The sequence below is a fragment of the Salegentibacter sp. BDJ18 genome (assembly GCF_017579965.1).
Lineage (GTDB): Bacteria > Bacteroidota > Bacteroidia > Flavobacteriales > Flavobacteriaceae > Salegentibacter.
On sequence record NZ_JAFLQX010000021.1, the window covers coordinates 64,610 to 78,217 of the forward strand.

11 protein-coding genes are annotated in these 13,608 nt (G+C 36.8%); 2 read left to right on the forward strand and 9 right to left on the reverse strand.

Features of this window, described 5'->3' with window-relative positions; translation table 11 throughout:
• Positions 1–99: 99 nt before the first annotated feature.
• The 6 genes from J0871_RS11890 to J0871_RS11915 all read right to left on the reverse strand — a co-directional run bounded on the left by J0871_RS11890 (position 100) and on the right by J0871_RS11915 (position 8,021).
• Entirely contained in the window at positions 100–3,027 is a 2,928-nt protein-coding gene (locus J0871_RS11890) for a glycoside hydrolase family 3 N-terminal domain-containing protein (RefSeq protein WP_208225515.1), read from the reverse strand.
• Positions 3,027–3,512 carry an ABC transporter ATPase gene (locus tag J0871_RS11895; RefSeq protein WP_208225517.1) on the reverse strand — a complete coding sequence of 162 codons (486 nt, stop codon included), beginning with the start codon at positions 3,510–3,512 and terminating at the stop codon, positions 3,027–3,029. Before J0871_RS11895 ends, J0871_RS11890 begins: the two co-directional genes overlap by 1 nt.
• Positions 3,513–3,686: 174 nt before the next feature.
• A complete protein-coding gene (locus J0871_RS11900) occupies positions 3,687–4,478 on the reverse strand; it encodes a (Fe-S)-binding protein (protein WP_075326877.1) in 792 nt (263 codons plus the stop codon).
• Between the two features lie 77 nt (positions 4,479–4,555).
• Entirely contained in the window at positions 4,556–5,896 is a 1,341-nt protein-coding gene (locus J0871_RS11905; RefSeq protein ID WP_208225518.1) for a (Fe-S)-binding protein, read from the reverse strand.
• Positions 5,897–5,902: 6 nt separating this feature from the next.
• Positions 5,903–6,859 carry an MlaD family protein gene (locus tag J0871_RS11910; protein ID WP_075326879.1) on the reverse strand — a complete coding sequence of 319 codons (957 nt, stop codon included), beginning with the start codon at positions 6,857–6,859 and terminating at the stop codon, positions 5,903–5,905.
• 55 nt (positions 6,860–6,914) lie between these two features.
• Positions 6,915–8,021 (reverse strand): N-acetylmuramoyl-L-alanine amidase, encoded by a 1,107-nt coding sequence (locus tag J0871_RS11915; RefSeq protein ID WP_208225520.1) that lies wholly within the window; start codon positions 8,019–8,021, stop codon positions 6,915–6,917.
• Between the two features lie 136 nt (positions 8,022–8,157).
• Here J0871_RS11915 and J0871_RS11920 point away from each other — a divergent pair, with 136 nt between their 5' ends.
• Entirely contained in the window at positions 8,158–10,887 is a 2,730-nt protein-coding gene (locus J0871_RS11920) for a putative LPS assembly protein LptD (RefSeq protein WP_208225521.1), read from the forward strand.
• A gap of 20 nt (positions 10,888–10,907) precedes the next feature.
• Positions 10,908–11,291 (forward strand): RidA family protein, encoded by a 384-nt coding sequence (locus tag J0871_RS11925; RefSeq protein WP_208225626.1) that lies wholly within the window; start codon positions 10,908–10,910, stop codon positions 11,289–11,291.
• Here J0871_RS11925 and J0871_RS11930 read toward each other — a convergent pair.
• From J0871_RS11930 to pfkA, 3 genes are all read right to left on the reverse strand, one after another.
• The gene (locus J0871_RS11930; protein ID WP_208225523.1) at positions 11,288–12,133 is read right to left on the reverse strand and encodes a hypothetical protein; all 846 of its coding nucleotides are present in this window, start codon (positions 12,131–12,133) and stop codon (positions 11,288–11,290) included. The genes J0871_RS11925 and J0871_RS11930 overlap by 4 nt on opposite strands.
• A gap of 61 nt (positions 12,134–12,194) precedes the next feature.
• The gene (locus J0871_RS11935) at positions 12,195–12,560 is read right to left on the reverse strand and encodes a methylglyoxal synthase (RefSeq protein WP_075326884.1); all 366 of its coding nucleotides are present in this window, start codon (positions 12,558–12,560) and stop codon (positions 12,195–12,197) included.
• 3 nt (positions 12,561–12,563) lie between these two features.
• A complete protein-coding gene (pfkA, locus tag J0871_RS11940; RefSeq protein WP_208225525.1) occupies positions 12,564–13,550 on the reverse strand; it encodes a 6-phosphofructokinase in 987 nt (328 codons plus the stop codon).
• Positions 13,551–13,608 lie beyond the last annotated feature (58 nt).

The following is a 13,608-nucleotide window of genomic DNA, read 5'->3' on the forward strand; positions in this document are numbered from 1 at the left end:
AGCTCGATTTACTCACCTTAGCGAGAATTTTAATAACACGGTCAAAGACCGAATTCTTGGTTTTTATATGAAGTTTTGCAGATAAATTCTCCCAATATTCTAAAAATCTATAGATTCGTAGATAACTTCCTGTATTCTAGATCTTACATCTTCCCTAATTAACTTCCTATTGGTAGAATCGGGAAAAGTTCTATTAGACAAAAATACATAAACAATTTCTTCTTCGGGATCTGCCCAGGCAAAGGTTCCCGTAAAACCGCTATGGCCAAAACTTTCCATAGATAAACAGTTACAGGTTGGACCCGAGCTTCCCAGTTGGGGTTTGTCGAAACCAACGCCACGTCTTACATTTTTTTCGCAATAATAACAGGTATTAAATTTAGAAATGGTTTCTTCTTTTAAATACCTTTTACCACCATACACCCCATTATTAAGGTAAACATGCATTATTTTAGCCACATCGATAGCGGTGCTAAAAAGCCCGGCGTGACCTCCAATACCTCCCTGCAAAGCTGCACCCTGATCATGCACCACCCCGTGAATAAGTTGCCTACGCCAAAGTTTATCAATTTCGGTAGGAACAATTTGTGCTAAGGGAAATCTTGAAGCTGGTATATAACCTGTATGGGTTGCTCCCAAAGGTTTATAAATTTTTTCCTGGGTAAGATTATGCAAAGTTTGGCCATAATAGCCTTCCAGGTAATATTTTAAAATGTAGAACGGTAAATCACTGTATTTATAATCTAATCTTCGTTCTAAGTCGCTATCCCTAATAATACTGATAATTGTATCTTTCATGTCATTTCTAAGATACATTTCATTGGCAACTTTAGTATTAAATTCAGCTGAAGGAGTTTTTTGAAAATAATCTTTAGAAGGTAACCTTGTTTTCCTGTCTATAGTATTAATATGAAAAGGAATCCAGGATTTTAACCGGGCATAATGCATAAGCATATCCTGTAACCTAATATTCGCTTTATTCGAATTTTGAAAAACAGGCATCATTTCTCCTAACTTTGAATCAAAACTTACAATCCTTTCTTCTTCCTGCTCCATAATAAGCGGTAAAGTTGCCAGAATTTTGGTTAATGATGCCAAATCGTAAACCGATGTATCTGAAACGGGAATTTGTTTATCGTAGGTATGATAGCCAAAATTCTTGTTGTAAACTATTTTTCCTTTTCTCGCTATTAAAATTTGAGCGCCGGGGGTCATTTCTTTGTCAATAGCTTCAGTAATAATGCTATCAATTCTGTTTAATTTATAGGAATTAAGACCTACACTTTCCGGTAACCCGTATGCCAACCTATCTATATTTCTGGTTTGATAACCAGTCCCTTCGGGAAAATTATTTCCTATGCTTACCGGGAGTTTTCCCCTGGCTTCAACAGCACCAAAAATTAATTGTGCAGCTTTTTTCTGGGCTACGGGATGGTTTTGGTAATTAACTAAAATACCTTCCAATTCACTGATTCCCCGAAGTTCCCTTAACGCATACGGACTCGAAAACAGACTTAGAACGGTTTTATTTTCTATGGCAATTTGATTGATCCAGTGTAATTCTCCCGAAGAAAATTTATATGACGCCCAGGGACTGCTATTAGATTTATGATAACCTAAAATTACAAGATCGTATTCTTCTAATTTCTTTTGTAAATCGTTTAAATGCGTTGCTGAAACCCAATCTATATGGGCATATCGTTTCAATTCGTTTAAAAAGGTACTCCCGTCATCATCTCCAAAATTCACATAGGCAATCCTGGTGTCGGCAATATCTTTAACCGGGATTACGGCTCTGTTATTTTTAATTAAGGTAAGTGCGTTTTCAAAGAGTTCTTCCAGTAGAACTTTATCGCGAACAGAATTAAGTTCTTCAAAAATAAAATTCTCCTGGATGCTTTCTTGCTGGTGCAAGCCTACTTTGTATTTCGCCTTCAATATTTTTTTTACTGAATGTGCCAATCTACCTGGACTTATAATATTATTCTTATAAGCATTGATTAAAACTTCAGAAGCAACTTCAACTTTTTCAGGCATTAATAATACATCATTTCCTGCTAAAAATGCTCTCAATTCGGCATCACCGGGCTCTGCATTGTTGGTGAGACCTTTCATATTAAGGGCATCGGTAAAAATAAGCCCTTCAAAATTCATTTTTTCATGTAAAAGGTCTGTAATTACCGCTTTTGAAAGCGAAGATGGCGTATTAGGATTTTCCTGAAGGGCAGGAACATTTAAATGAGCAACCATTACGCTAGAAAGTCCGTGAGCAATTAAGGGATAATATGGATATAATTCTAAACTATCCAACCTTTCTTTAGAAAAAGGAATGGTGGGTAAGGTTTTATGCGAATCGGTATCTGTATCACCGTGACCCGGAAAATGCTTTGCACTGGATAATGTACCTACCCGGTGCATACCACGCATAAACGCAAGCGATTTTTCGGCTACATTAATTTTATTCTCGCCAAAACTTCTATTTCCAATTATGGGATTATTGCGATTGGTATTAATATCTACTACTGGAGCAAAATTAATATGTACGCCAAGTCTTTTGGAGTGCCTGGAAATGGCCGCCCCGGCCTCTTCAATTAAATTATTATCCTGAATGGCACCCAGCGTCATATTCCAGGGTAGCGCAAAGGTAGAATCAAGGCGCATGGCCAGGCCCCATTCGGCATCCATCCCAATAAGTAATGGAGTTCTTGAAAGTTCCTGGAAATCGTTGGTTAATTTAGCCTGTCTAACAGGGCCACCTTTAGAGAAAATTACTCCCCCAATATATTCTTCTGAAATTTGCTTTTTTGCTTTTTCAATATAAGCTTTCCCACTTTCTGAAGAAACGCTAATCATAAGCAATTGCCCTATTTTTTCTTTAAGGCTAATTGCATTATAGGTACTATCTACCCATTCCTTTTGTGCAACCGTATCTTCTGCCAGCAAAGGATCGTTTTGTGCAGAAAGATTAGAGCAAACAAGAAGAAAACAGGCTAAGACAAAGATTTTCGGAGCGAAAGTGAATTTCATTAACTAACAAAACGCTTATGCCAACTTTCAGAAGCAGGAACCTCCCAATCTGAAAGAAATTCAGCTTTATTATTTACAAGATTATTAAATACAATGGTTTTAGAAGAAACAGCTTTTTCTTTGGCCATTTTTCTAAAATCTGAAAGGGTTTTATATGCAATGAACTCCCCCTGTTTGTAAGAGACATTCATTTTATCTAAAAGATCTACATTAAATTCTTTTTCTAATTGCTGAATAAAATGTACTGAAGCATCTATAGAACAGCCTGTAGCTGCATTTTTCTCCTGGTCTAAAGCCAGGATGATAAATCTTTTATATTTAATTAAATAACCGGCCTGTAAATCGGCGCCGTGAGCTGTCCATTGGGTTACAAACTGGTCTAAACGTGATTGTATTTCTTCTAACTCTTCAGTAGTAAAAGAGCGGTTTGCCTGGTATATCCACACCCTTGAAGAATCGGGTAGATTTTCGAATGGTACTAACATAAATTACTGAAATTATATTTTTACAAAACTAATTGATTTAAACATTGTCTCAAGGTTACTTTTACCTTTTAACGTTTGGATTTCCTCAAAAATTATACTTAAAAAGTCAAAAAGCCCGAGAAAAAATCTCAAGCTTTTTAAAATTGAATTATTTAATTGAATACTTAAAATATTTTAGAGATCGTGAGCATTGGCAATAAGTTCTGCCACATCCATTACTTCTACACTATCTTCTTTGTTTTTTCCTTTTACACCATCTGTCATCATCGTATTGCAAAATGGACAACCCGCAGCAATAACTTCAGGTTTAACCTCCATAGCCTGTTCGGTACGTTCAATATTCACGTCTTTATTTCCTGGCTCGGGTTCTTTAAACATTTGGCCACCACCTGCACCGCAACAAAGTCCGTTAGACTTGCATTTGCGCATTTCTACGAGTTCTACTTCAAGTTTTCTAAGTAAGTCCCGTGGCGCTTCATATTCACCGTTAGCACGGCCTAAATAACAGGGATCGTGAAAAGTAATTCGTTTTCCTTTAAATTTTCCTCCTTCAACCTTTAACTTTCCTTCAGTAAGAAGGGATTTTAAAAATTGTGTATGGTGCATTACTTCGTAATTTCCACCCAGGGCAGGATATTCGTTTTTTATGGTATTAAAACAGTGCGGACAGGCAGTAACCACTTTTTCTATTTCATAGCCATTAAGAACTTCAATATTTGTAGCAGCCTGCATTTGAAAAAGAAACTCGTTCCCGGCGCGTTTCGCGGGATCTCCCGTACAGCTTTCTTCTGTTCCTAAAACGGCAAAATCCACACCCGCTTCGTGTAATAACTTCACGAAAGCCTTGGTGATTTTTTTTGCCCTATCATCAAAACTACCGGCGCAACCAACCCAAAATAGAACTTCGGGTTTTTTGCCTTCTGCCATATACTCGGCCATTGTTGGTACTTTTAACGCTTCTGCCATATCTAATTTCTTTTAATTTTATTCCGAAGACTTTTGTAAGCCCAGGTTTCAAAAATATTTTGTTCGCTTTTAGAAAATTAATTTTCTTTAGCCCAGTTTAATCTATCTTGTTGGTTGTAAGGCCATGGTGCACCATTGTTTTCTATATTAGTCATTGCAATGGCGAGCTCGTTTGGCGCTGCACTTTCTTCCATCACTAAATAACGACGCATATCCAGAATAATAGAAAGCGGGTCTATCCCAACCGGGCAGGCTTCTACACAAGCATTACAGGTGGTACAGGCCCAAAGTTCTTCTCGTAAGATATAATCGTCTAATAATTGCTTACCGTTATCTTCGTATTTTCCTTTTGTATTGATAATCTCCCCTACTTCTTCCAACCTGTCTCGCGTATCCATCATAATTTTCCTGGGAGAAAGTTTTTTACCGGTTTGGTTTGCGGGGCATTCTGCAGTACATCTTCCACATTCGGTACAGGTATATGAGTTTAATAATTGTACCTGGTTAAGATCAAAAACATCTGATGCTCCAAACTTATCGGGTTCCGCGCCTTCCTCTTCTTCTGCCGGCGCAGCAAATGGGTCGGCATCGGGATCCATCATTAATTTAACTTCATCGGTAACCGATTGCAGGTTGTTCATTTCTCCCTGTGGCTGAAGTTTAGATAAGTAAACATTCGGGAAAGCCAGTAGAATATGCAAATGTTTAGAGTAATATAGGTAATTTAAGAAGAAAAGAATACCTAAAATATGTAACCACCAGGCCGCTCTCTCTATTATAATAAGTGTTGCATTGTTCATTCCTTCAAAAATAGGAAGTAAAAATTGGCTAATAGGAAAACTTCCGGTTATGCCTGCTTCACTTGCATAATGAGGAGCTCCATTAAGTTGAAGTTGATAATCTGTAGCATTCATTACCAGAAAAAGTACCATAAGCACCATTTCAAAATAAAGAATATAATTGGCGTCATTTTTAGGCCAGCCTTTTAATTCACGACTTAAAAACCGATAAATATTTAAGATATTTCTTCTAATCCAAAATACAATAACTCCAATTAAAACTAATAGCGCTAAAACTTCAAAAGAAGCGATAAGAACATTATAAAAGCCGCCCATAAAAGAGAGTACCCGGTGAGTTCCGAATAAACCATCTATTATAATTTCAAGAACTTCAATATTTATTATAATAAAGCCTACATAAACAACTACGTGAAGAAAGCCTGAAACTGGTTTTTTTACCATTTTGCTTTGCCCAAGCGCAATCCTGGCCATTTTAGCGAAACGTTCTCCTTTATTATCGCTACGATCTACTTCTTTTCCTAATTTTATATTTCTTAATAACCTGCGGATGTTTCGAATAAAAAAACCTATACCTACCACTAGGGCAATTAGAAATAAGACCTGGGAAATAATTTGCATAGTTGGTTATTTAATAGAATCCTTTTCTTTGGGTTCCTGATATGGTTTCGGGTTTTTTCCGAAGACAGAGAAATGTACGTATCGTTTAGGATTCAGTTTTACGTCTTGTAGTAATTGTTCCAACTGTTTGGTAGCATTATCCAGGTTGTTATAAACGGCATCATCATTAATTAACTTCCCGGCGGTACCTTCTTTATTATTTAATTTATCTGAAACGCTTTCAAAATCGGCTACCACTTTTTCAAGATCAGCGGTGATTTTACCAATATCCATCTTGGTTAAAGTATCTGAAAATGAATTGAAATTGGTAGTCATTTCATCAAGATTAGTAAAAGTATTATCTATTTTTCCTGAATTTCTACCTACAATTCCTTCTAGTGCGTTAGCGGTTACTTTAAACGAAGCAACAGTTGCATTAAGATCTTTAAAAGTGTTTTGTATATTATACCTGGTACTATCGTTTAAAATTTTATTAATTGCTGTAACTAAAGAATCTGCACTAACTATAGTATTTTCAACTTTATCCTGAAGCGGGGTCAACCTATCGTTTACCAACTCCATAATACCTTCTTCAATATCACTATTTAAGGTATCTCCAGATTTTGCCATTTGATTAATTTCGTAATCTGGAAGAATAGCAAGAGATTTTCCGCCAATTATATTCCCACCATAAATTTGCGCAGTACTATTTTTTGAGAATTCGAAATCATTTTCTACAGTAAAGCTAACTACCAGGGTTCCCTGGGCATCAAGAAAATTAATTTGGGTTACCTGCCCTACTTTAAGGCCGTTTATGGTTACTGCCGAGGAAGGTGATAGCCCTTCTACATCGTTATAAACTGCATGAAAAGTTCTGCTGGAATCCAACAGGTTTTTACCTTTTAAGAAACTATAACCAAATATTAATAAGAGGATAGCAATTATTGCTAGGAATGCAGTTTTTACTTCACGTGTAAATTTCAAAAGCTATTTTTTTAGGAATATGGACAAATTTAGAAATAAAAATAGAAAAGAACCGTTAATTCACCTTAGATTTTAACGCCTCATTAACTGTAATCTTGCTGCCTTCCTTAAATGCAACAATATAACTTGAAGGATATCCATTTTGTTTTGCCTCGTTATGAAGCTTATTTATTTTTATGTAATCTGAAGTAGCTCCATAATAGTATTTATACATTCCCTCTTCCCTTGCACGCTCTACATTTTGCAATCCTTTAAAATTATATGCTTTGGTTTCTAAACGTTTAGAACCGGCGGCTAGCTGAATTTTAAAGGTAATTCCCTCGTAAATCTGACTTTGAGGTGGTGTGTTTGAAGAGGAAGTACTCCCAATACTCTCAAGGTTAGACAGGTTTATAGTGTTGGCATATTTATTTATTGCTTCTACAATAGCCGCAGCCATTTTGTTTTGGCCGCCCGCACTGTTTAAATATGGGCCTTCGTGGTTATTGGTTAAAAATCCTGTTTCAATAAGTACACTTGGCATTACCGCCATTTTTAATACCACGAAACCGGCTTGTTTAACTCCACGATTTTTTCTTTTTAATTCGTTGGTGAAATTTTTCTGAACAAAATCGGCTAAAAGAATACTTTGGTTTAAATATTCTTCTTGCATTAGCGCCATTCCTATATAAGATTCAGGGGAATTGGGATTAAAACCCCCATAAGTTACTTCATAGTCTTCCTCTAAAAATATCACCGAGTTTTCTTTCTTGGCTACTTCAAAATTTTCTTCGGTTTTATGAAGTCCCAATACAAAGGTTTCGGTACCGTAAGCTTGGGAATTATGAGAATTACAATGTACCGAAACAAAAAGATCGGCATCGGCCTCATTGGCAATTTGAGCTCGTTTATCTAAAGGAATAAATATATCAGAATCGCGGGTATAGATTACTTCTATTCCTTCCTGTTTTTCTAATGCCTTTCCAATTTTTAAAATAATATTAAGCGCAATATCTTTCTCTTTAAAACCATTTCCCATATTTCCGGGATCTTTCCCACCGTGCCCGGCATCTAAAACCACCACAAATCTATCTCTCGGTTTATCATTATTTGCAAATAAGCTTTGCAAGCTTGCAAGAAAAATGAAGAAAAATACGAAAAGTTTAAGTAGGTTCGTTCTCATAAAAAGGTAACGCTAAGTTTAGGCTAATTATTTTAATTACTTTTTTCAGGAAATCTCAAATCTAAGCTGAAAAAATATATGTAATTTTGATTTTGCAAAAAGCAAGCCATTCTTTACAAAAATAGCACTTAGAGCATTGCAAACAAACATACCTAATATACTTTTTCGCTGTATTTTTATACTGCTTCCTATCGTTTGTATAAACGCACAGGAAATAGGGAATAATCAGGAAATAGATATTGAAGCCCGGGAACGAGATTCGCTGGTTACTGTGGGCGATTCCTTACCACTTGCCCAAACCATAAGGCTAACCGATAGTATTGTTGGAGATTCGTTGCAAACTCCGCAACGGGGCAACCAATTAATTACTGATGCGGTAAAGTACCAGGCTAAAGATTATATGCGAATTAGCCAAAAGGAGAATCGCATGTATCTCTATAATGAAGCGCAAATTATTTATGGAGATATGCAGATTAATGCCGGGCTTATTATAATGGACAATGAAAAAAATGAAGTCTATGCCTATGGAATTCCCGATTCTACCGGTGCGTATTCTCAAAAACCGGTTTTTGTACAGGGAAATCAAACCGTAGAGCCAGATTCTATTCGGTTTAATTTTGATACTGAAAGAGCACTGGTTTATAATTCCAGGACACAACAAGCCAATTTTAATGTAAGAGGTGAAGTTACCAAACGTGAAAACGATTCGGTGTATTTTATGCAAAATGTGCGCTTTACCACCGATGACGATTTAGATAACCCCGATTATTATTTCTATGCGAGAAAAATAAAATTTGTTCCAGATAAAAAGATCGTGGCGGGTTTTGTTAATATGTACCTGGCAGATGTACCTACACCGTTGGGGCTTCCCTTTGGATATTTTCCTTTAACCGAAGAAGAAACTTCAGGATTCATTATCCCCAGTTTTGGGGATAGCCGTCGTGGTTATTTTCTGCAAAACGGAGGTTATTATTTTGCGATTAGCGATTATGTAGATTTACTAACTTTAGGCGATTATTATACCAATGGAAGTTATGCCGTACGCCTGGAAAGTAATTATGCCAAGCGTTATAATTACCGCGGAAACGTAAGAATACGGTACGAGAACCTATTTCAGAGTGAACGAGGATTCCCAGATTTTGCTGAACAATCTGTCTATAATATTCAGTGGTCACACAACCAGGATGCCAAGGCAAATCCTAATTCAAGGTTTAGTGCTTCGGTAAACTTGGGGAGTAGTACTTATTACCAGAATTCTGTAAATCAAATGAATACAGGTAATTTCTTAACAAATACTTTAAGTTCTTCGGTTTCGTACAGTAAAACCTTTCCCGGTGAACCTCAGATTAATTTAAGCCTTGCAGCACGGCATCAACAAAACACAAGGACGCAAACTATAAATATGAGTTTGCCAACTTTACAGGCGAGTATGACGCGTATTTATCCTTTTGCTCCAAAAACCGGCGCAAAAAAAGGATTGATAGAAAATATAAATTTTCAATATAACGTAAGGGCCGAGAATCAAATTAGAACAACAGATTCTTTGTTTTTTAAACCAGAAATGTTCCAGGACGCCAATTATGGCGCGCAGCATTCTATTCCGGTTACCACAAACTTTAAGCTTTTCAATTATCTAAGTGTTAGTGCTAATGCTAATTACGAAGAAAGTTGGGTTTTCAAAACCTTCGAACAATCTTACGATGAGTTTAATAACGAGGTGGTAATTGATACTATAAACGGGTTTGATTCTTACAGAACCTATAATTTTGGAGCCAGTATTGGTACCACCTTATATGGATTGAAGAATTTTGGAAAGGACAAAAAAATCCAGGCTATTAGGCATGTGATGCGACCCTCGATTAGTTATAATGTAAACCCCGCTTTTGACCAGTATTACGATACTTATGAGCGTATTGATCCCGCAAACCCTATCGAGACTAATATGGTAGATTATTCCCGGTTTAATGGGACATTATATGGGGCGCCGGGAAACAGGTTTTCAAGTTCCCTGGGGCTTAGTTTAAGCAATACTCTGGAAGCCAAAGTACGTTCTAAAGACAGTACCGCTACCGAACCGGAGAAAATCACACTACTTAATAACTTTAGTATGAGTACGGCATATAACCTTGCCGGGGAAGACGGCCAACCAAAGCTGTCTCCCATTGCTCTTAGAGGTAGTATTCCCATAGTTCGCGATAAATTGGATATTAACGTTGCCGGTAATATGGATATTTATGCTTTAGATAATAATAACCGAAGAACCGATAAACTAAATATAAATAACGGTGGTAGTTTATTTAGGTTTACCAACGCCAATGTAAGCTTTGGTTATGCTTTCTCCAGTAAAGATTTTGAAGACGAGGGTGAAGACGAAAGTGAAGATGAAATAGATAACGATACTTATCGCGGTGGCGGAAGACGTGATGACCTTTTTGGAAAAGGATCTGATTTAGAAGGAAAGTTCTATGATGAAGAAGAAGATCCATTTGCAGATGAAGATCGTGAAGAAAGAAACGATAATTGGTATAATTATAAAATCCCATGGGATTTACGGCTTTCTTATACCATGACCTACAATAATACCGCTCGTCAAAATGAAATTACCTCCCACTCTATAATGTTTTCGGGAGATGTGGAACTTTCGCCAAAATGGGTAGTTGGAGCTTCCTCTGGTTACGATTTAAAAGAGTTAGGCTTTACTTATACCCAATTAAGATTTCAGCGTGATTTAAATACCTGGCGATTAAGTTTTAACTGGGTGCCTTTTAGTGAGCGTAGATCCTGGTATTTCTTTATCGGGATAAAATCGTCTATCTTAAGTGATATTAAATATGATAAACGAAACGAACCAGACCGAAGATTATAAAATTTAAAAGTTTAAAAATGATGAAAAAAATAATTAAAACCGACAAAGCTCCGGCTCCAATTGGGCCCTATAACCAGGCAGTTTTAACCGGCAATATGCTTTATATCTCTGGTCAAATAGCGCTTAATCCAGAAACTAACGAACTGGAAACAGGCGAACTTAAAGAAGAAACTACCAGGGTAATGCAAAACTTAAAGGCAATTTTAGCTGAAGCCGGGATGAATTTTGAAAACGTAATAAAAACTTCAATTTTTATAAGCGATATGAATAATTTCGCTAAAATAAACGAGGTTTATGGATCTTATTTCAATGCTGAAACTGCTCCTGCAAGGGAAACGGTAGAAGTTGCAAACCTCCCTAAATTTGTAAATGTAGAGATTAGTGCAATTGCGGTAAAAGATTAATAATTGCTAAAAAGATAAGCTTCACGCTCAAAATAATTGGAATAATAGCCTTCAAAAGATTTTTGGTCTTTTCCAAAATGCTCCATTTTATATAAACCAGCAAAAACGAAAATATTAAAATCGTAATGAAAGATTTTATCCATTTTCCGGAAGAAGCCAGAGCCTTTTTTGAATTCTTTCAATGGTTTATTTGCATAAGCGTTTAGTACATTAAAATCGTGATACTGGAACACGTGAATTAATTCGTGGGTAACGGTATTATAATTGAATCCGCCGGCTTCAGGATTTAGTAATATTGCCGTACTTATGGCTCTGCCAAGGTAATAATCGTTATTATCTTCATAGCCAAAAGTATTATTGCCTGAGAAGACAAATTCTCCAACTCTTAGACTTAATTCAGCTTCAAATTTATTTTGAACCGCGGTATAAGCAGTAAGAAGAAAAGAAACCGGTTGTATCCTATATTTAAGCTGAAAACGATTTTTGGTGTGAAATTCAATTCGGTTAAATCCAATATTCAGGTTCCATTGTTCCCAGAAATTTCTATTAGAAGCGGCATTTTCTATTATGGAGGTTCCCGCCGAATTCATAAATTTTGCCGGCCAGCCATAAGTAAGGTTTTTCTGGTTAGAAATTCTTCCGGCAATAACTTTACTTTCATAAACTAGGTAGCCGCCAAGTGCACCCTGTGCCATTCCTTTAACCAGTACTTTGCCGAACTTTTCCTGCGGTTCTTTATTAATTACAGCACCAATTCCACTAAAAACCGTACCTATTCCTATATTAAAAATAGCCGCTTCAGTTTGGTTGCTCTGTGACCGTACCAGGGAGGTTGAGATCAAGAAAACAGTAATTAAAAATAGAAGAAAGCGGAATGAAAATTTCAATTAAATAAATTAGATTTTAGAAAGCCTGCATTAATAAACGGGCACTGGCGGGATTTGTAGCCAGGGGAATATCGTGTACATCGCACAAACGCATTAACATAAAAATATCGGGTTCGTGCGGATGCTTGTCCAGCGGGTCTCTAAAGAAGATTACCATATCTACTTTACCTTCGGCAATACGGGAGGCTATTTGCGCATCTCCACCTAAGGGGCCTGATAGTAGTTTTTCAACCTCAAAACCGGCAGATTCCGTTTTTGCGCCCGTAGTTCCCGTAGCAATTAAGGTAATATTTTTGGCCTGAAGGGCTTCTCTATGGTTATTTAAAAACTGAACCATCTCAGCCTTTTTCCCGTTGTGGGCAATGATTGCAACTGTTTTCATAAATTAGACAGATAAAATATCAGAAATGCGAAGTAATTCTTTATTAATTGTAGGTTTTGATTTTAATGCATTTACCAGTTCTATAGATTTTATTTCATTATTCATCATTCCAACCATAATATCCTGCTGACCGTCCAGGGCAAGTTCTACTGCTTTCACGCATAATCTACTGGCCAAAACACGATCAAAACAAGTTGGGCTTCCACCTCGTTGAATATGCCCTAAAACGGTTACTTTTGCATCGTAATAAGGTAAATTGTCTTTTACGTAAGCTGCCAGCTCAAATACGTTTTTACCAATTTTGTCACCTTCAGAAACAATAACTATACTTGATGTTTTTCCAGATCTACGGCTGCGCTCCAGGGAGTTTAGCAAACGATCTAAACCAAGATCTTCTTCGGGAATTAAAATTTCTTCTGCTCCTGCGCCAATTCCACTGTTTAGCGCAATAAATCCCGCGTCTCTACCCATTACTTCTACAAAGAATAATCTATTATGGGAACTGGCAGTATCTCGAATTTTATCTACAGCATCTATAACTGTATTTAAAGCCGTATCGTAGCCTATGGTATAATGGGTTCCAAAAATATCGTTATCTATAGTTCCGGGCACGCCAATTACAGGGATATTATGTTCTTCACTAAAAACTTTTCCACCTCTAAAGGTCCCGTCACCACCAATAAGAATCATTGCATCTATATTAGCTTTTTTAAGATTGGCCGCGGCTTTCGCCCTACCTTCTTCAGTTAAAAATTCTTTAGACCGGGCAGATTTTAGGATAGTTCCGCCTAAATTGATGATATTCCTAACGCTACGCGCATTAAGCTCTATATAATCGTTTTCTATCATTCCCTGGAAACCTCTCATAAATCCGAGACATTCTACACGATAATAAGAACTTGCCCTTGCCACAGCTCTTATTGCAGCGTTCATTCCGGGGGAATCTCCGCCAGAGGTCATTACTCCAATTCGTTTAATTCTTTTTGTCATACTTTAAAATTCTTGCCTAAAATTACAAACTCAGAAGCTACCTGAAAAGAAAAAAGAA